Source organism: Sulfurospirillum oryzae, from assembly GCF_025770725.1.
Lineage (GTDB): Bacteria > Campylobacterota > Campylobacteria > Campylobacterales > Sulfurospirillaceae > Sulfurospirillum > Sulfurospirillum oryzae.
Map to the genome: position 1 here is coordinate 614,060 of NZ_JANZKZ010000001.1, position 19,094 is coordinate 633,153.

Genomic DNA, 19,094 nt, shown 5'->3' on the forward strand with positions numbered 1-19,094 from the left:
CGTCAAATGCGCTTACCATTCAAAATAAGTTCGAGCACTTTCAATCTCATCCAGAGAAATCTGTTTGAGTTCATTTTCAACGCGCACAGAAGCAACGTTACCATCAAAGGCTTCAAGTAGACCAATAAATTTCTCTTTGGTATTAAGCTTCACTTTAACTTTTTCACCTATGGAAGCTGAAAAATGTTCTGGTTTTGTAAGTTTTCGCTCAATTCCTGGAGAGCTGACTTCAAAAAGATACTCACCCTCAAGTGGTGGTTCCAAGTCAAAAATAGGTGATAAAATGCGACTAATCTCAGCACATTTATCAAGGCTGATGCCTTCTTTTGAGGTAATGTAAATGCGAAAAATTTTTTTATCAAATTCGTTTGCTACTTCTGTATCGTACAAAGCCACACCGCAGCTCTCTACAATTTTGACAATTTGTTCTTTATCAATCATCGCTTTTTTTACCTTTTTTTAGCTCTTCTTCGACTTTCGCAAACAAGGCATCCATTTTATTCTGTCGCTCGAGGCTATCATCGAAGCGAAATTTGAAATGCGGGCAACGAAACCAGCCTTCTGCTTGCATACAGTGTGTTTGAATGTGACGCTGAACACGATCTAAATGAGAGACGATATAACGCTTCTCAGCTTCATCATAGACCGAGCCATCCAAATAAACAATCGCATCATACTTACCGCGGCTACACTCAACGTCGATCACGCATACGCCGCGTAGCATCTCATCCTCTAAGGTTGAAAGCGCCTCAGGGATTAACTCCCTCAAAACGCTTTGCGTTCTTTGAATCTTGATACTTTTATCTATCATAGTTTTGCTTTTTCTTCAACCTCTTTAAAGCTTTCGATATAATCGCCTACTTTAATATCAGTGTAGCCTTCAATGCCCACACCACATTCATAACCTTTACCCACTTCTCTTACATCATCTTTGAAGCGTTTGAGTGATGAAACACTGCCTTCATAGATGATAACGCCATCGCGAATAACCCTAATTTTAACACCTCTATTGATGGTACCATCGGTTACGATACAACCAGCAATATGCCCCAATTTTGGTACGGCAAAGACTTCTCTAACCATTGCTTGTCCAATGTTTTCTTCACGAATAACAGGAGCCATAAGACCTGTTACTATGTTTGTGACATCATCAATCAAATCATAAATAATGTTATACGTTTTAATTTCAACGCCAGCACTTCTAGCTTTTTCTTTAACGACACCTGTAGGACGTACATGGAATCCTAAAATGATACAGTCTGAACTTGCACTCGCAAGCGCTACATCACTCTCTGTAATACCACCAATACCTGCACTAACGATATTAACTTTAGTTTCAGCATTTCTGATCTTCTCAAGGCTACCTTTAATCGCTTCAAGACTGCCTTGAACATCCGCTTTAATAATAACTGGTAATGTTTTTAAAGCACCCTCAGCAATCATCGCACTTAAATCATCTAAACTTACTTTAGTTGTTTTAGAAAGCTCTTTTTGGCGTAAATATTCAGCTTTTTTCTTCGCATATTCGCGTGCTATTTTATCTGACTTAACGCTAATAAGCGTATCACCCGCAGCTGGTACTTCACTAAGCCCCAGAACAACAACAGGCTCACCAGGAAGCGCCTCTTTGACAGAATGTCCAAGATCATCAAGCAAGGCTTTCACTTTACCAAAAGCAACACCAGCAACAACAATATCGCCTACCCTCATCGTACCATCTTGTATAACAACGGTTGCGACAGGACCTCGTCCTTTTTCTAGTGAACTTTCAATAACGGTCGCTTTAACTTCGCGGCTTGGGTCAGCTTTAAGCTCTAAAAGATCCGCTTGTAATAGAATAGTTTCCAAAAGGTCTTCAATACCCATACCTGTTTTAGCAGATACCGGTACAAACTCATGCTCTCCACCCCAATCAACAGGCGTAATGCCAAGTTCTGCAAGCTGTGCTTTTACAAGATCTGGATTGGCTGATTCTTTATCCATTTTATTGACAGCAATAATAATAGGAACACCTGCTGCTTTTGCATGCTCAACTGCCTCTTTAGTTTGAGGTTTCACACCATCATCGGCTGCAACAACAACAATAACAATGTCAGTTACTTTCGCACCACGTGAACGCATTTCTGTAAAGGCTTCGTGACCTGGAGTATCGATAAAAGTAATGTTTCTACCATTTTTTTCTACCATGTACGCACCCACGTGTTGGGTAATACCACCCGCCTCGCCAGCAGCAACTTTGGCACTTCTAATATAATCAAGTAATGAAGTTTTACCATGATCTACGTGACCCATAATGGTAATAACAGGAGCGCGCTCTACGAGATTCTGCTCACTCGCTTCACCCTCTTCATCATAAGCTTTTACGTAGTCAAAAGACTCTTGATCATTGACGGTTGTAACATTAATGCCAAAGGTCTCCGCTAAAATTTCAATAGAATCTTTATCTAAAAAGTCATTTTTAGTAAACATAACACCCAGTGAGAAAAGCTCTTTAATGACTTCACTTACAGGTTTATTGATCTTCTCTGCAAATTCATAAACCCTAATCTCTTCAGGAATCTCAATCGCACTAACGGCTTCTGCTTCTTGAACTTGAGTAGGACGACGTCTACGTTTGCGCCCAACTCTTTGAATTCCCTGCATCACAAAATTGGTTTTTTTAGTCGTTCTAATTTGACTTGGATCGATCTGTTTCTTCTTTTTGGCTTCTTCATTGACCGTAATGCCGACATTAAGATCTGGAAGAACGATCATGCCGTCTTCTTCAGTATCAATATTGGTATCTGCCATTTCAATATTTAAAGCAATATCCAATTTTTCAGTATTGGTTTTCTTCTCGGCAGGTACTTTTTTAAGTTTCTTTTTTTTCTTCTGAAGTTCACTGGCACTGTTTGAAGAAGAGAACATTGACTCAATGCTTCTTGAAGGAGTGTTCTCACGAGAGCCATAAAAAGATGATGGACTTTGTTTCTCTTCAACTTCGACCTCTTTAACATCAGGTCTTTTCTTTTTAACAATCACCAAGCCTCTGCGTTTACGTACATTGGTTGGATCTAATTTATCTTCCATATCCTCTTCTTCATCTTCACCCAAAGTTTCTACAGATACTTTGTTAGCCGTTTCTTTTTGAGGAACAGCTTTTTCGATATGCCCAGTTTCGAGCTCTTTTTCTTTCAAGGTTTTGGTTTTAGGAACAACAACTTCGTGTACTTTTGGTTTTTCAACGACAGGCGGTGTCTCGACGACTTCAACTTTTTTAATCTCTGGAGCTTTTGGTTGAGGAGACGGTTTGCTAACTTGTGCATTCTCTCCACTCAATACATAGTTCATGAGTTTTTCGGCATCTTCTGTACTGATTGAACTTGAATGCCCTTTGACATCAAGACCAAGATCTATCGCTTTGTCGACGATTTCTTTGTTCTTCATGCCCAGTTCTTTTGCTATTTCGGTTATACGAACTTTATCCATTCGACCCTGTCTCCTTAAATATTTTACCAAATTCCATCATTGCTTTGTGATTTGTTTTGCATTTATTGTTGAGTATTTTTACAACTTTCTTTTCATTGTTTGTCATACATGCCTTGCAGATATAAAAGCTTCTTCCTACTTTGGAAAAGAGCACGAGCTCTCCATTTACAATCTGCAATCTTTGTAAACTTTCTTGCAAAGATCTTTCTCTACAAACAATGCACATTCGTATGGGTTGACTCATTTTTGCGCCTGATTATATCAAATTTTAGCTGTCTTTCAGCTTTTTACGATTTCAAAACCGTTATTATCTAATTCAAAGATTTCTACTCTAAACATTCCAAACGCACTTTTAAGCGCATTTGCAACCCTTGGAGCATCTTCGGCCTTAACAAGATTGAAAAATGATGAGCCACTTCCTGAGAGCGTACTCATTAATGCGCCGTTTTTTAAAGCAATCTCACGCACTTCAAAAAGCTCTTTTAATTGCTTCATACGACGATGTTCATGCATGCAATCCCTCGATGCTACCCTTAAAAATTCCCAATTTTCACTGAAAAAAGCTGCTGTCAGCAACGATGCACGGGAGAGATTGTAAACCACATTTTTCATCATATAAGACCTTGGAAGGAGCGTCCTTGAATGTGCCGTGGACATGGGACGATCAGGAATGACCATCACCACTTTGAGCTTTTCACTCAACTCTTTTTTTAGCGTTCTAACTTTTCCATTTTCAACCACTGAACTTGTAAACCCACCATGAACTGCTGGAGCAATATTATCAGGATGTGTCTCATAAAGGATTGCTTTATTGAGAATACTTTCTCTGCTTGCCTTTACACCTGCCATTTCATAAGCACTTGCTATGGCACCTACGATCACCGCAGAACTACTACCTAGCCCTCTTGAAAAGGGAATATTATTATAAAACTCAAAACGAAAAGGATCTTTTCTGCCCGTAAGTTCTTGATATATGTCATAAAAAATTGAGACGAAAATATTGTTTTTCTTAAGCTTTGCATTCTCTTCACCTTCTCCCTTAACAGAGATACTTTGGTAACTTGAAGGTTTAATACAAACTTCGTTATACAGCGCAATGGCAAGACCTAAACAATCAAATCCGGGTCCTAAATTGGCACTGGTCGCTGGTATTTTTATCTTCACGCATCGCTCCTAAACTGCTGGTAACATATAAAGTGGTTCAACATCATCGTTAAAAAGGGCCTCATCTAAAACTTCCGGAAGTGTAAAGGACTGTTCAATGGGATCATCCAAACGCTTCATTACAATCTCATGCGCCTCTTTTATAAAATAGAGATTGCGCATCGCGCGAATAGGTCTGCTCTGATTAAAGACAAACCCATCACATGCCAGAAGAGGAATTTTTAATGCAATACTCAGTGTTTTTAAAAAAATGTAAGTAATTTTAATTGCCATAAAGCTTCCAGGCCCTCTAGCAAAAAAGAGTCGTACGGGTCGATACACTTTCAAAATTTCTTCGAACAGTAAGGGTAATGCCTCACTGGTTTGGTCTGTTGTTTCAAAAGTTTTAATCAATTGGTTATTTTCATAAATGCCTACATGTAAAGGCGAAGTAAGTGTGATAACAACAATATCAACAGCCGTTTTTATGCGTAAACCTTTTCAAACTCTTGTGCTTTTTCCACACTGAGCGTTCTAATTTCATAATTGCTTGGATCTCTTAAAATGGCTTTTGTTAGTTCATGGTTGAGATTATGGCTACCTGCAAATGAGGTATAATCTCCTACAAAAGGAGCTCCTAATAATGAAAGATCCCCAATCGCATCGAGTATTTTATGCCTCACAAACTCATTAGAAAAACGTAATCCTTCAGGATTTAAAATTTTATTATCATCCATAACGACAGCATTATCAAGCGATCCACCCAGAGCAAGTCCACGAGAACGCAACATCTGCACATCTTTTAGAAACCCAAAAGTACGAGCACGAGCTATCTCTTCAATAAAGTTCTTTTTACTAAATTCGAAACTATACTCTTGTCTACCAATGGAAGGATGGCTAAATTCAATCATAAAATTGTACGAAGGTTTTAAGCTAGGCGTTACACGTGCAAATTTTTTTCCATCTTGCACTTCAACTTCTTTTTTGATAATTAACACTTGCTTGGTTGCTTCAAGTTTTCGAATTCCCGCCTCATCCAGCATCATACAAAAACTCGCACTACTTCCATCCATGACAGGCACTTCTGCACCATCTAATACAACTCTAATATTATCAATCCCATACGCATAGACAGCTGAGAGAAGATGCTCAATCGTTGAGATATAAGCACTCGAATTACCAATAACCGTAGCCATTTGGGTGTTCACAACATTTTGAGGCAATGCTTGAACCAATAATCCTACATCGCTTCGATAAAAAAGAATACCGCTATTTGCCTCAAGTGGTTCCAGACGTATTGAAATTGGCTCACCCTTATGAAGCCCAATTCCTACACCGCTGACCGCTTTAGCTAATGTGGTTTGTTTCACACAACTTCCTTTATCTCAAGAACATTATCGCGCATAACGATTTTTTGAAGTACATTTTGTTTTAATCTCTCTCTATCCACAATCTCACCATTAAAAATGAGATGACCTCGTGGACTGATACCATTCAGTACGATATATTCACCATCGCACTGCACTAATCCGTCAATAATACCATAAATACTCATACTCTCTTCACAAAAAACTTTTGCACCACTGTTGACACGCCCAAAAATAACAATAGGCAAATTCTCAACGATCTCTTCGCCTGAGCGAATGGGGCGATCATAAAGTTTCAGTTTTACTAACGGTTTTGGCTCAGAGACTGTCTCGGAAATCACCTCTTTCTTAGGCTCTTCTTCAAGCAAAGGTGCTTCTTTTTTGATTCCACCAAAACGAATATTGCAGTTGTTAATTTCTTTATAACAAACTCCGCTTTGCTCTAAAACAAAAGCAATATTCTTCGTTATATTTCCTTCAACAAGCAAAAAGAATTCCTTCAAAAGAAGCGTATTCTTTCTAAAATAATCTAAAAAAGAGGCTTCATCATCAATTTCGATATGAAACACTCTCACATTTTTTTGCGTTACTTTCATCTATCCATAATCTTCTTTGCTGATTCTATTACATTAAATACGCTCTCTTTAAGCCAGACCTCATCCATCCACTCCTCAGGTCTAACATCAACACCTTGAACATACATTCCAAAGTGAAGGTGATCGCCTAGTGCTAAACCCGTAAGTCCTGTTTTGGCAATAGACTCTCCAGCTCTCACAACATCACCCTCTTTGACCATAAAACTAGAGCAGTGACCATAAAGTGAATAAACCCCTAAGCCATGCGAAATAATAATGTTATTACCATAAATTCCATTTTCACGTGCAAAGACAACAACACCATCGTTTGAAGTTTGCATAGGAGCCTGAGCGTTACTCGCAAGATCTAACCCTAAATGGTAAGATTCACTGGCTGGTTGTTTCTCGTATTCATAAAAACGATGATCTCCAAAACTTGCAACCACTTTACCATTACGAAGTGGATAAAAAGGTTTAAGTGTAAATCCACTCATAAGCTCTCTTGGCGCATCCAATGTTGCTTTCAAAATATTCGCCTCATTGCCTTTACGCATATCTTCATTGACAAATTTAAACTTTTCTAACTTAGAAAGAGAAGATCTCTCCGGCGCCATTTCTGACACAAGATCGGCAATTTTACCATCTAAGAATCGATCCTCAAGAGCGATCGTTGATGTTTTATATTTTTTATCTTGTAAAAAATAAGGGATATGTGCTTTGGTTAAGTTTCCTGCTCTATCAATAGCAACAATTGAAGCACTAAAATTATCAATATGTGTAGGCCACGCAACGAGCGTAATGTAGTAACCCTCTTTATAAAACGGTGTCGGATAGAATTTTTTGCCAAAATTCGTCTCAATGTAGAGCGATTTCATCGCTTCATCTTGTGCCTTGAAAATAACTGTAGCAACGCCACCTTTCATAATTTTATACGAACTTCCAATCACATTGACTTCAGGTCTTTTGGTATCAACTTTCACAATAGATTTTTCACTCATACTATTACCAGCAAAAAAGTTCCATTTACTGCCATCAACAGCTTCAATGGTTAATTCAAACACTTTCTTGTTTGCACCAAAACCTGTCTTAGGGAATGAGAGATTGAGATCAACCACTTTTTCAGGTTTTTTATATTCTTTGGTCTCTAAAACAACACTTTTTTCACCATCAAAAAGCGTTGCACGAACAAAACGAAGACCACTTTCATCGCCAATTTGAACTTTAATCGGATCTTTTAAATTCCAATCTATCTCTTTAGGAAGAACTATTTTAGGAGCTTCTCTTTCAAATAAACTGGAGTTAAATATAAAGGCAACGCCACCTACCAATACTAAAAAAATAAGCCCTAGCACAACTGCTGCTACGGATGATTTTCTCTGTTTTCTCATTTTTTGTCTATCCTTTTGATTTTTTCCACAATTTCATCTCGAAGTGCTTTAGGATCACATGCTGGAACTTCAAATCCAGCGGCAGTTTTATGCCCGCCTCCTTGATACTCCAAAGCAATCTTTGAGACATTAATATCTTTACTTCGTAATGAGACTTTATAGCCTCCCTCTTTCTCTTCCAGTATCATAATCGCAATGGTAACATTAACAATACTTCTAAGCATATTGACAATATTTTTAGTATCGTGTCTTCTTGCTCCTGTTGCCTCAAGTGCAGCTTTATCGAAAATAATCGTAGCTATTCGTCCATTTTCATACAGGTCAAAATGATTCAACATATAGCCATACAATCTTATTTTAGAAAGTGGCTCTCTTCGTTTTACTTTGGAAGCAATCTCTTTCGGATTTGCCCCACATTTAACCAACTGTGCCACAATCGTGAACGTTTGCTCATCCATATCGCCATAAAGGAAAAAACCTGTATCATCGGCAATAGCCGTATACAGACAGATGGCACACTCTTGGCTGATTTCGATGGCATTGGCTTTAAGAAGTTCATACACGACCATCCCCGCACTCGTAAAACGATCAACCACTAAATTCATATCCCCAAAGTAGTGATTGGTAAGATGATGGTCAATATTGATAATCTCATAAGTTCCCTCAGGAATTTTAAGTCTATCACGTGTTGAACAGTCACAACTTACAACCAAATCAAAGCTTTTAGGCAAACTATTTTTAATCTTCGAATAGCCCGGCAAAAAGTCATAAGCTAAGGGAAGTTCACTGTTTTTATTGTAGTGCGTCACTTTTTTACCAAGGTGGGTTAGCACATTATACAAAGCTAAAGCACTTCCTAATGTATCGCCATCGGGATGAACATGAGAGACAATAACAATGTGATTGGCTTCAAGCATTCGTTTCCACGCTTGTTGATACATTATAACTCCACTTAGTGATAAAATGCAGATTATACTTAATTTCGACTAAAAAGTTATTGATACCCTCTATCGCGGTTTTTTGGAGCTTTTATAAACAAAGGCTAAGACTTCGGCAACTGCTTTATAAAGATTTTCAGGGATAATATCTCCAAGATTGCATTTTTTGTAAAGTTCTCTAGCCAGTGGTGGGTTTTCAACAATTTGAATGTTATAGTTCATCGCAACCTCTTTAATACGAAGAGCAACAAAATCTGTTCCTTTTGCAATGACTTTTGGAGCAGCTTCTTTGTCTTGATTGTAACGAATGGCGACGGCATAATGTGTTGGGTTGGTAATGACAACATCCGCCTGAGGAATCTCTTGCATCATACGTTTACGCGTCATTTGCATCTGAATTTGCCTGATTTTCGCTTTAATCTTAGGATCACCTTCCATCTGCTTATACTCATCTTTTATCTCTTGCTTGCTCATACGTAAGCTTTTAAAATAAGTAAAACGCACATAGAAAAGATCTGCTAACGCCAAAATCAAAAAAAGAAGCAAAATAACCGAGACCAAAATAATCATTTTGTGCTTCAACCACGCTAATTGCTCATAAAGTGGAAAATAGATCACCGTAGGAAGCTCTTTCGTAAAAGAGAGCAAAAAATAGTAGCACACCCACAAAATAATGCCGACTTTTAAAAGAATTTTGATGGTTTCAACCGCCTTTTTCATCGAAAAAAGGTTAGCTAATCCTTTCATAGGATCTAGTTTTGAAAGATCTGGCATAAGTGGTTTGGTCGTAAAAATAAACCCTGTTTGCATAACATTGGCTAAAATTCCAGCAATAGCAACGGCCAAGGATAGAGGTATAACCGTGAAAATAATTTCTCTGAATGTAATTATAGAGATTTGAAGTGTTGCTTCTTTGGTTATTTCAGTTCCGATAAGTGATTGATAATAAAGATAAAGATAGACAACGCGAGCTTCAATCCACGATAAAAGGGCTAAAAAAGCAACTAATGCAACCACCAATGTGACGAAAGCACTGGTGTCTTGACTTTTGGGAACATTACCATCTTTTCTGGCATCATCAATTTTCTTGGAACTGGGTTCTTCCGTCTTTTCTTGATCATCTGCCACAGTGTAACATTCCTACTTAGATCACTGTTTTATGCGTGATTTTCATCGAAAAATCAAGCCAAACTGCTTGATGAATCAAACTTCCGCTACTAATCGCATCAACACCTGTTTTGGCGTATTCTATAATATTCTCTTTCGTGATATTGCCACTTGCTTCTAAAAGCACATGGGGGAAGTGGCTGTTTTTATAAGCAACAACTGCTTTAATATCATCATGCGACATATTGTCGCACATGACAATATCAGCGCCACATTGCATTGCAAACTTCGCAAATTCAACATCTTCTGACTCGATTTCAATCTTACATGTAAAAGGAAGTTTTTCTCTGGCTTCGACAATAAAAACTTTCAAATCATCAATCGTTTTTAGATGCGTATCTTTGATCATTAAACAATCATCCAACCCCATACGGTGGTTATTGCCTCCACCACAACGAATCGCATACTTTTCAAAAATTCGCAAATGTGGTCTGGTTTTTCGCGTATCTAAAAGTTTGAGCGCATACCCTTCCAATACTTTTTTATAACGTGCTACATTGGTTGCAATACCACTGGCATGTTGCATGAGATTAAGAATGGTACGTTCACAACGCAAAATATTTTTAGATTTGCCCTCAATTAAAGCAACTAAATCGCCCTTTTGAAGGGCATCGCCATCATCAAAATAAAATTTCACATCAAGCTTATTCATCTTACACAACGCCTTAACATAAGGACGTCCTGCAAAAACACCTACATCTTTGCAGATGATATTAGCACTCGCAAAGCTGTCTTTTCCCACTAACGAGAAGAGATCACCTCTGCCGACATCTTCTTCAAGTGCTTTTTTGACAAATTTTTTGATCATAGCTCAAACATCCTATTTAAGGCTGTATATGCCCATTTTCGTGTCTCTTCCAAGACGCTAATTTCATTCTCAAATCGCCCCTCTTTAATGCTTATTAGAACGTTGTAAACGTCTTGGAGTGTTGTTTCATTCATGGTTGGGCATTCTGGTTTTGAGGAAGAGAGCACATAAGTATTCTCTTTACGTAGCCGTTTAATCATGTTATATTCAGTGCCGATTGCCACTTTTTGATCTAAAGGAAGTTTGTTCACATACTCAATAATCTGACTGGTTGATCCTACAAAATCAGAGAGATCGCATACTTCAGGTTTACACTCTGGATGCGTGACGATTAAAATGCCCGGATACTTCTCGCGGTAAAAAGCAATGTCGTCTACATCAAAAAGCTGGTGAACGGAGCAAAAACCGTTATAACATAAAATATCAGCCTCTTTAGGATCACTTCCATCGCCCACGACACAGGATTTAAGCCCCATCTCTTTGGCAATGTTTTGCCCCAAGCAACGATCGGGGACAAATAAAATTTTCTTGTTGCTCTCAAGTGCTTTTGTGATAATTTTTTTAGCATTAGAACTGGTGCAGACATAACCACCCATTTTTCCTATGGCAGCTTTAACATCAGCCGAGGAGTTTATATAGGTGACGGGTAAAATATCTTCTTTAGTAATCCCCGCTTTTTCTAAAACCGCTACGTTTTGATCAAAATAATCCACATCGATCATCCGAGCCATCGCACAACAAGCAATTTTAGGCATTAAAACACGTTTTTCGGGTGCCAAAATTTTAACACTTTGTCCCATAAACCCCACACCGCAAAACACCAAATAAGGGTTGGCATCTTTGGCTGCCCATTGAGCGAGTTGAAGAGAATCTCCCGAAAAATCTGCTAATTCAAAAACTTCATCTTTTTGATAAAAATGCGCCACAATACTTACATGTAACTCTTGTTTGAGTTTTAAAATTTCTTTTTTTAATGTTTGATTATCCACTCTAAATTCCTTCCGTTCTATCGAAAAAAGCCATTATAGCGTTAAAGAAATAATAACAAAATTATTGCTATACTGTGACAACTTCAACAAAGGATCGTGTGTGGATTTTCTCTTTAATATTAACATTCAATTTTACATTTTGAGCTATCTTGTGGGTGGTATTCCCTTTGGTTTATTGCTAGCAAAGCTTTTTACTGGCAAAGACATCAGAGAAAGCGGAAGCGGAAGTATTGGAGCAACCAATGTTCTTCGCGTTCTTAAAGAAAGCGACCCAAAATTGGCGAAAAAATTAGCTATTTCTACCGTTGTATTGGACGCTCTAAAAGGTATTATTTTACTGTTGATTGGAAAATTAATTGGATTAAGTATTGAAACACTTTGGGCTATTGCGATTTTTGCCGTTATTGGACATTGTTACAGTCCTTATCTTAAATTTGAAGGTGGAAAAGGTGTTGCAACAGGAGCGGGTGTGCTTTTTGTGATGCTTCCCATTGAAACATTGATTGCGTTTGGTACATGGTTTATCGTTGGTAAAGTCCTTAAAATTTCTTCTTTATCTTCGCTACTAGCGCTTTGCGCTTTAATTATCTCTTCGTTTATCATTCATCCAGATATTGAGGGTATCAAAACCCATGCGCCCATTTTTATTATCGCTTTTGTCATTGTATATAAACATATCCCCAATATTATCAGGCTTTTTCAAGGCAAAGAATCTAAAGTCATCTGAAAATGCACATTCTCATTAAAAACTTGACGTTTGAAACAATCGTAGGCATTCTTGAAAAAGAACGCCTCACGCCACAGAAAGTTATTTTACATGTAAAGATTGATTATGTCTACCATGGAGAAAACTTTATTGATTACGCAAAAGTGTGTACTTTTTTGGAAACAGAAATGAATCAAATGAATTATTTTTTGCTGGAAGATGCCCTTGATGATTTAAGCCAAAAACTTAAACTTTCCTATCCTCAAATCAACAAAATGAAAATAAAAATTTTCAAACCTGATATTTTGCCAAATGCGATGGTTGGGGTTTCACGAACCATCGACTACTCCAAAAATTAAAATTTAATTAAAAAAACTTTAAATCTAGCTAAAATTATGGTATAATCCCGTTTAAATTTTAGCAACTAAGGAATTTATAATGCGAATTTTAATCGTTGAAGATGAAGTAACCCTCAATAAGACAATTGCAGAAGGCTTACAAGAGTTTGGTTATCAAACCGACAGCTCTGAAAACTATAAAGATGCAGAATACTACATTGGTATTCGTAATTATGACCTCGTTTTAACAGACTGGATGCTTCCTGATGGCGATGGCGTTGATCTTATCAACCTCATTAAACAAAAATCCCCTCGTACCGCTGCAGTGATTATTTCTGCAAAAGATGACAAAGAGAGCGAAATAAAAGCACTTAAAGCAGGTGCTGATGATTATATTCGCAAACCATTTGATTTTGATATTTTAGTCGCTCGTATCGAAGCTCGTTTACGCTTTGGCGGCACAAATGTTATCAAAATTGATGACCTTACAATCGATCCAGATGAAGAAAAAATTACCTATAAAGGTCAAGAGATTGAACTTAAAGGTAAACCTTTTGAAGTTCTTACTCACCTTGCTCGTCATAGCGACCAAATTGTCTCAAAAGAGCAACTCCTTGATGCAATCTGGGAAGAGCCAGAGCTTGTAACTCCAAACGTTATTGAAGTTGCTATTAACCAAATTCGTCAAAAAATGGACAAACCATTAGAAATCTCAACGATTGAGACAGTAAGACGAAGAGGTTATAGATTTTGCTTTCCAAAAAAAGTATAAGAGAAAGCTTTATATTACAATTGGTGTCCGCTTCGGCGACACTGATTGTAATCTTCTCCGTCATTCTTTACAATTACATTAAAATCTCCATTTTCGAAGACATTACTCAAGAACTCACCAAGCAAGCTCAGATTATTGCAACATCTCGTACCAGTTCTGTAGAACGCATGGGCATTAATCTTTTCGATCCATCCCTAAGTTCCATCAATAATCCTGCTGACATTCAAGTCAGTATTGCGATTCGTGTCAATCAAGGGAATGTCCCATCCTTTGAGCATAGTGAAAAAGATAACCAAAAATTTCTTACGATCTATTACCCTTTAGAAAAACGTGACCACTACTTTATCTCTATCACCAAAGATATTTCCAATACCGACATATTGCTCAATAAAATTCTCAAAAATATTCTTATTATTAATTTGACAGCCATTTTTTTAATTCTTTTTTATGCTCTATTTCTATCTCGCATGCTCGTTTTACCCATCCGATCTTTAACCAATAAACTAGCGAGTATGAATGAAAATTTTTTACAAATCATTGACACACAAAAAGTCCCCAGCGAATTTCAACCATTAGGTGCGAGCATTAATAAATTAGTAGAGCGTATACAAATCTTTGTCAACTCTCAAAAAGAACTTTTTATTGGCGCTGCACATGAGCTTAAAACACCCCTCGCTGTTATGAAAACAAAAAATGAAGTCACCCTTTTAAAACCACGAGAAAACGAAAAATACATTGAAACCATTAAGAGTAACAACCAAACGATCAACGATATGAACAAGATGATTAGCAATATTTTAGAGATCGGAAGACAAGAAGGGGCACAATTTGAAAAACCTGTGGAAATTGACCTGATTGTTTTTCTCAAAGAACAGATCAATAACTATACTATCTTAGCTAAAATGGAAGAGAAACATATTATTGAAGATATTATTCCTATAAGCTATAAAATTACGATTCAGCCGACACTTCTAATGCATATTTTGCAAAATTTTGTACAAAATGCGATCAAATTTACGCCTAAAGAGGGTAAGATTACCATCCAAGCTTACCTTAATAAAGAAGGCTTTTTTGTTCAAGTGATTGACGAAGGTATTGGTATTGATGAGAGTAAAGATCTTTTTGCTCCGTTTAAACGTTACGGCAATCAAACAGGTGCTGGACTTGGGCTTTTCCTTGCCAAAAATGCAGCTGATGCTATTGGTGCTAAAATCACCCTCAAAAACAGAGAAGATGCTCAAGGAACCATTGCAACTCTTTTACTTCCTCAGCGCAAACGCTCTCTTTAAATTTCGTTAAAGTATTTTTAGTGTATAAACTCGTCAATAAATTTGACTTTAAATAAGGAAAACCAACATGTCTTTAATGATCACGGAAGAGTGTATTGCGTGTGACGCGTGTCGCGATGAGTGTCCAAATGGAGCGATTGAGGAGTCTGATCCTATTTATATCATTGATCCAGATGTCTGTACTGAATGTGTAGGTCATTACGATGAACCAGCATGTATCTCTGTTTGCCCTGTAGAATGTATCATTCCAGATCCAGATAACATCGAAAGCGTTGAAGAGTTAAAGCTAAAATTTGAACAGCTTAACAGCGACAATTAATGTCAAAACGCACTGCCATTATTGACATAGGATCCAATTCTGCAAGAATGGCAATCTTTGAAAAAAGTAGCCGTTTTGCCTTCCATTTGATTAACGAAACCAAAAGTCGTGTACGTATTGGAGAAGGTGCGTATAATTTTGGTGGTGTGTTACAAGAGCCAGCACTCAAGCGTGCTTTTACAACACTGGAAGAGTTTGGGCATATTATAAAAGGACTTAAATGCAATAAAGTTCTCTGTATTGCAACTTCTGCACTTAGAGATGCTCCAAATGCCCATTTATTTATCAACAAAATACGCAACGAACTTGGCATTAATATCAAAATCATTGAAGGTACTAAAGAGGCTTATTATGGCGCTGTAGGAGCTATTAACTACCTCAATGACATCCATGAAGCTGTTACTATTGATATCGGCGGTGGCTCGACAGAACTGGCAAAGATTGAAAATGGTGTCATTGTTGAAACAATCTCGTTAAACATTGGAACGGTAAGACTCAAAGAGCTCTTTTTTGATAAAAAAATACCTCTAGAAAAGATTCGTGCTTTTATCGATGAAGAGATTGAAAAAATTCCTGAGCGTTTTACATGTAATGATATGATTGGTATTGGAGGAACACTTAGGTCACTTTCTAAAATCATTATGGAAAGTACCAACTATCCTCTTAAAACAGTTCATGCTTTTGAGTATGAGATCACTTCACATGCCTCTTTAGTGGACGCGATTGTAAGTTCCGATGTCTTAGGGCTTAAAAATCTAGGTGTCAGAAAAGATCGTTATGATACGATGAGAGAAGGGTGCATCATCTTTCAATCAATCTATCAAAAACTTGCAACCAAAAAAATTATTACCAGTGGTGCAGGGGTAAGAGAAGGTGCTTATTTATGCGATCTTCTCCGTTCAAATCATCATAAATTCAATCCTGAATTTAAACTCAGTCTACGAAGTTTTAAAGATCGTTTTTCCATGATGGAAGAGGATAATCTCTACATTAAAAGAGTGGCAAATCTTCTTTTTGACGCATTAGCACCTTTACATAATATTCCCGTAAACTATAAAAATGAGCTTGGCGTTGCAGCAGAACTTTACAATATTGGTGCCAAACTTGGCTTTTATCAAAATCATCTTCATAGCTTCTATTTTATTCTCAACAATCTCAACTACGGCTTTTCTCATGAACAGAAGATATTGGTTGCTATGCTGATTAAATACCATGTCAATAAGCTTCCAAGCGTTGAAGATATGGCAACCTATAAGGCATTACTACCTGATCTTCAAACAGTACAATGGCTTAGTTTTCTACTCTCATTGGCCAAGGCGATTAATAGTGATATGAGCCGAAGCCCCATAGCCTTTAGCTATCAAAACCATACCCTTACCATTCAAGCAGAGAAAAAACTCTTTTTGGCTCGTGAACAGATCAAGCAGTTGATTAAACCTGCTTCTTTTGCAATTATAATTAAATAAAAGAGAGATTGTTGAATAGAAGAAAGAAGGGAGCTTTCTAGCTCCCTTCTGCGTAGTATAGATTAAAATTTCTGTCCAATTGTAAATTCAAAGGAAGCTTTTTTATCGCCGACTTCAGACAAAACTGGTTGAGAGAAAATCAAGCCAATAGGGCCTAATGGTGAAACCCACTCAAGTGCCACACCCGTACCACCACGTTTAATATCAAGGTTATCTTCACCAATCATACCATAGTCAAAGAAAATTGCTCCACGCATTTTGAGTCTTTCAACCAATGGGAAACTCGCTTCTACCGTATTGACCAACATGGTATTACCACCAATCAAGATGTTTGTACCACTAAGCATTGGAGAGAGTGAGTTCGATTCATATCCACGAACGGTTCTAACACCACCCATATAGTATTTTTCACCATAAGAGTATTTTTCATCAGCCGTATTCATAGCAAGGTATTTAAACTGTGCTTTATAACGCAAAATAAGATCATAATCAATCAGATCTTGCAAACCATAATATGTTGCAAATTTATTGACACTGCTCATAAATTTCTCATCACCACCCAATCCTGCAATCTCTAAAGTTGAACTTGCAGAAATACCACTTCGAGGAAGATAATAATCATCCGTATTGTTAAAAGAGATACCTGGAACAACAGAACTTTTAAGCGTTGTTTCATCAGTCCATAAAATATTTTTATAGGGTTGAAGCTCATTAGTAAGATTTGAAAGTTTATTTTGTTCTATAATATAGCCAAGAGATACACCCCAGTTACGTGCGATCTTGCGACCCAAAACAACATTAATACCATATTTTTCTTGATCATAATAGAAGTAGTTGTTACTCGCTGCATAAATTTTGCCACCAAGGCTATACACGGAGTCAAACAAACGCGGATTACTTAAAGAAATGGCGCCATTGAGCTCACTATCAGACCTTTCCACATCAATACCCGCTCTTAAACCTGAGCCAAAAATATTACCATCAGAAACACTAGCACTTAATAAAACTCCATCAGATGAACCATATCCGATACCGCCGCCAATAGATCCTGTTGAAGCCTCTTTAACATTAACAACAATATCCATTTTATCTTTACTGATACGCTCTTCTTTAATTTCTACATCTTCAAAATAGCCGGTTCGTTTGAGTGCTTTTTTTGTATCATCAACGTCTGTGCGGCTGTAAAGATCATTATTTGCCAAATAAACTTCACGTCTTACAACTCTATCAATTGTTCGACTGTTACCTGCGATTCTAACATTGTTGATATAGACTTTCTCACCAGGGATGACACGATATGTAATATTCGCAATGTGATTTTGTTTGTCATTTTTGACATCAGGAATAATTTTAACAAAAGCATAACCTTGATCGGCCACTTTGGTCTCGATAAGCGTCATATCTTTACGTAATTTTGCAACGTTGAAAACTTTACCATTTTGAAGGTACATCGCATCAATAACCTCTTTGGTATCAATAAAACCTTCTGGAATTTCAATAGCAACGGTTCCAACTTTATACTGTTCGCCTTCGGTAATGCTATAAACAAGATCCGCGGTATAGCTATCGAGGTATGTTTTTAAGAATGGCTGACTTACTTCACAATCGAGATAGCCTTTTTGCATATAAGCATCTTTAATACGTGCTGAGTCATGTTCTAAATCGCCTGTTCTAAGTTTTCCATCATTGAAACCCCACATCCAAGGAAGCCACTCTGCTGACTTATTGGCAATGTTCGGCTCAACATCATCATAACCAAGCGCTTTAGAACCACACAAAGTAACTTTTTTAATGACAACGTTTTCACCACGATTGATCACAAAGTCAAGCGACATTGAAAGTTTTTCACTGAGTGGCGTCGTTTTAATCTCTACGACGGTGTCAAAATAACCTTTATCTTCATAAAACTTGATGATTTTCAGCTTAGAAAGTTCAGCTCTTTCCGCATCATAAACTTCACCTTTTTTGATACCAGCAAGTTTATTCATCTCATCTTTATCACTATCACTAATGCCTAAAAAATCAACTTTAGCAATGACTGGTTTCTCTTTAACATGGATCATTAAAGCACCTTCACTCACCTCTTCGATCCATACATCTTCAAAATAGTTCTGTTTGTAAAGCGTTTTAACCGCTTTATCGATTTTTTCCATATCGACAGAGTCACCGGCTCTCATATCGATCATCTCTGAAGCCATCTCTGGTGAGAGGTGGATCAAACCATCAAACTGAAGGCTTTTTAACGGAGCCGCACACAATGTAGTTGCGACAACAAGAGACAACGCAGTTATTTTTTTCATACTGATTAGCCCTAAAATTTATTTTTTTTAGATATTTTGAATATAATACCATCTCTAGAAT

The 19,094-nt window shown here is 37.3% G+C and carries 19 protein-coding genes; 6 read left to right on the forward strand and 13 right to left on the reverse strand.

Annotation, left to right across the window (positions count from 1 at the left end; all coding sequences use genetic code 11):
* Positions 1 to 12: 12 nt before the first annotated feature.
* From N0B29_RS02990 to nadA, 12 genes are all read right to left on the reverse strand, one after another.
* On the reverse strand, positions 13 to 441 hold the full coding sequence (locus N0B29_RS02990) for an LSm family protein (protein WP_263832203.1): 429 nt from the start codon (positions 439 to 441) through the stop codon (positions 13 to 15).
* Entirely contained in the window at positions 434 to 811 is a 378-nt protein-coding gene (gene rbfA, locus N0B29_RS02995) for a 30S ribosome-binding factor RbfA (RefSeq protein ID WP_263832204.1), read from the reverse strand. The genes N0B29_RS02990 and rbfA overlap by 8 nt, the downstream gene beginning before the upstream one ends.
* Positions 808 to 3,468, reverse strand: coding sequence for a translation initiation factor IF-2 (infB, locus tag N0B29_RS03000; RefSeq protein WP_263832205.1), 2,661 nt, complete (start codon positions 3,466 to 3,468; stop codon positions 808 to 810). Before infB ends, rbfA begins: the two co-directional genes overlap by 4 nt.
* 279 nt (positions 3,469 to 3,747) lie before the next feature.
* The gene (gene thrB, locus N0B29_RS03005) at positions 3,748 to 4,632 is read right to left on the reverse strand and encodes a homoserine kinase (protein ID WP_263832206.1); all 885 of its coding nucleotides are present in this window, start codon (positions 4,630 to 4,632) and stop codon (positions 3,748 to 3,750) included.
* Between the two features lie 9 nt (positions 4,633 to 4,641).
* Positions 4,642 to 4,905: a hypothetical protein gene (locus tag N0B29_RS03010; protein ID WP_263832207.1), complete on the reverse strand. Its 264-nt coding sequence runs from the start codon at positions 4,903 to 4,905 to the stop codon at positions 4,642 to 4,644.
* 191 nt (positions 4,906 to 5,096) lie between these two features.
* Positions 5,097 to 5,981, reverse strand: a complete 885-nt coding sequence (gene lpxC / locus N0B29_RS03015; protein ID WP_263832208.1) for a UDP-3-O-acyl-N-acetylglucosamine deacetylase — start codon at positions 5,979 to 5,981, stop codon at positions 5,097 to 5,099.
* Positions 5,978 to 6,574: a septum site-determining protein MinC gene (minC, locus tag N0B29_RS03020; RefSeq protein ID WP_263832209.1), complete on the reverse strand. Its 597-nt coding sequence runs from the start codon at positions 6,572 to 6,574 to the stop codon at positions 5,978 to 5,980. The genes lpxC and minC overlap by 4 nt, the downstream gene beginning before the upstream one ends.
* Positions 6,571 to 7,941 (reverse strand): peptidoglycan metallopeptidase Pgp6, encoded by a 1,371-nt coding sequence (gene pgp6 / locus N0B29_RS03025; RefSeq protein WP_263832210.1) that lies wholly within the window; start codon positions 7,939 to 7,941, stop codon positions 6,571 to 6,573. The genes minC and pgp6 overlap by 4 nt, the downstream gene beginning before the upstream one ends.
* On the reverse strand, positions 7,938 to 8,882 hold the full coding sequence (locus tag N0B29_RS03030) for a DHH family phosphoesterase (protein WP_263832211.1): 945 nt from the start codon (positions 8,880 to 8,882) through the stop codon (positions 7,938 to 7,940). Before N0B29_RS03030 ends, pgp6 begins: the two co-directional genes overlap by 4 nt.
* A gap of 66 nt (positions 8,883 to 8,948) precedes the next feature.
* Positions 8,949 to 10,007, reverse strand: coding sequence for a flagellar biosynthesis protein FlhB (gene flhB, locus N0B29_RS03035; RefSeq protein ID WP_263832212.1), 1,059 nt, complete (start codon positions 10,005 to 10,007; stop codon positions 8,949 to 8,951).
* A 16-nt stretch (positions 10,008 to 10,023) separates the two neighbouring features.
* The gene (gene nadC, locus N0B29_RS03040) at positions 10,024 to 10,854 is read right to left on the reverse strand and encodes a carboxylating nicotinate-nucleotide diphosphorylase (protein WP_263832213.1); all 831 of its coding nucleotides are present in this window, start codon (positions 10,852 to 10,854) and stop codon (positions 10,024 to 10,026) included.
* The gene (gene nadA, locus N0B29_RS03045; protein WP_263832214.1) at positions 10,851 to 11,843 is read right to left on the reverse strand and encodes a quinolinate synthase NadA; all 993 of its coding nucleotides are present in this window, start codon (positions 11,841 to 11,843) and stop codon (positions 10,851 to 10,853) included. Before nadA ends, nadC begins: the two co-directional genes overlap by 4 nt.
* A gap of 100 nt (positions 11,844 to 11,943) precedes the next feature.
* Between nadA and plsY the strand changes: the two genes are divergently transcribed.
* The 6 genes from plsY to N0B29_RS03075 all read left to right on the forward strand — a co-directional run bounded on the left by plsY (position 11,944) and on the right by N0B29_RS03075 (position 16,733).
* Positions 11,944 to 12,570: a glycerol-3-phosphate 1-O-acyltransferase PlsY gene (gene plsY / locus N0B29_RS03050; protein ID WP_263832215.1), complete on the forward strand. Its 627-nt coding sequence runs from the start codon at positions 11,944 to 11,946 to the stop codon at positions 12,568 to 12,570.
* A gap of 2 nt (positions 12,571 to 12,572) precedes the next feature.
* A complete protein-coding gene (locus tag N0B29_RS03055; protein WP_263832216.1) occupies positions 12,573 to 12,908 on the forward strand; it encodes a dihydroneopterin aldolase in 336 nt (111 codons plus the stop codon).
* 79 nt (positions 12,909 to 12,987) lie between these two features.
* The gene (gene hsrA / locus N0B29_RS03060; protein WP_012856039.1) at positions 12,988 to 13,659 is read left to right on the forward strand and encodes a homeostatic response regulator transcription factor HsrA; all 672 of its coding nucleotides are present in this window, start codon (positions 12,988 to 12,990) and stop codon (positions 13,657 to 13,659) included.
* Entirely contained in the window at positions 13,638 to 14,948 is a 1,311-nt protein-coding gene (locus tag N0B29_RS03065; protein WP_438874155.1) for an ATP-binding protein, read from the forward strand. Before hsrA ends, N0B29_RS03065 begins: the two co-directional genes overlap by 22 nt.
* Before the next feature lie 67 nt (positions 14,949 to 15,015).
* Complete coding sequence (locus N0B29_RS03070) at positions 15,016 to 15,267, forward strand: YfhL family 4Fe-4S dicluster ferredoxin (protein WP_263832218.1); 252 nt, start codon at positions 15,016 to 15,018, stop codon at positions 15,265 to 15,267.
* A 47-nt stretch (positions 15,268 to 15,314) separates the two neighbouring features.
* On the forward strand, positions 15,315 to 16,733 hold the full coding sequence (locus N0B29_RS03075) for a Ppx/GppA phosphatase family protein (protein WP_263832219.1): 1,419 nt from the start codon (positions 15,315 to 15,317) through the stop codon (positions 16,731 to 16,733).
* A 62-nt stretch (positions 16,734 to 16,795) separates the two neighbouring features.
* Here the strand turns inward: N0B29_RS03075 and bamA are convergent, their stop codons facing one another.
* Positions 16,796 to 19,033 (reverse strand): outer membrane protein assembly factor BamA, encoded by a 2,238-nt coding sequence (gene bamA / locus N0B29_RS03080; protein WP_263832220.1) that lies wholly within the window; start codon positions 19,031 to 19,033, stop codon positions 16,796 to 16,798.
* Positions 19,034 to 19,094: the final 61 nt, after the last annotated feature.

Excerpts from the sequence above, each read along its gene's own strand:
- N0B29_RS02990 (WP_263832203.1), bottom strand. The coding sequence starts at position 441 with ATGATTGATAAAGAACAAATTGTCAAAATTGTAGAGAGCTGCGGTGTG.
- rbfA (WP_263832204.1), bottom strand. The coding sequence starts at position 811 with ATGATAGATAAAAGTATCAAGATTCAAAGAACGCAAAGCGTTTTGAGG.
- infB (WP_263832205.1), bottom strand. The coding sequence starts at position 3,468 with ATGGATAAAGTTCGTATAACCGAAATAGCAAAAGAACTGGGCATGAAG.
- N0B29_RS03010 (WP_263832207.1), bottom strand. The coding sequence starts at position 4,905 with ATGGCAATTAAAATTACTTACATTTTTTTAAAAACACTGAGTATTGCA.
- minC (WP_263832209.1), bottom strand. The coding sequence starts at position 6,574 with ATGAAAGTAACGCAAAAAAATGTGAGAGTGTTTCATATCGAAATTGAT.
- pgp6 (WP_263832210.1), bottom strand. The coding sequence starts at position 7,941 with ATGAGAAAACAGAGAAAATCATCCGTAGCAGCAGTTGTGCTAGGGCTT.
- N0B29_RS03030 (WP_263832211.1), bottom strand. The coding sequence starts at position 8,882 with ATGTATCAACAAGCGTGGAAACGAATGCTTGAAGCCAATCACATTGTT.
- nadC (WP_263832213.1), bottom strand. The coding sequence starts at position 10,854 with ATGATCAAAAAATTTGTCAAAAAAGCACTTGAAGAAGATGTCGGCAGA.
- N0B29_RS03055 (WP_263832216.1), top strand. The coding sequence starts at position 12,573 with ATGCACATTCTCATTAAAAACTTGACGTTTGAAACAATCGTAGGCATT.
- hsrA (WP_012856039.1), top strand. The coding sequence starts at position 12,988 with ATGCGAATTTTAATCGTTGAAGATGAAGTAACCCTCAATAAGACAATT.
- N0B29_RS03070 (WP_263832218.1), top strand. The coding sequence starts at position 15,016 with ATGTCTTTAATGATCACGGAAGAGTGTATTGCGTGTGACGCGTGTCGC.
- N0B29_RS03075 (WP_263832219.1), top strand. The coding sequence starts at position 15,315 with ATGGCAATCTTTGAAAAAAGTAGCCGTTTTGCCTTCCATTTGATTAAC.
- bamA (WP_263832220.1), bottom strand. The coding sequence starts at position 19,033 with ATGAAAAAAATAACTGCGTTGTCTCTTGTTGTCGCAACTACATTGTGT.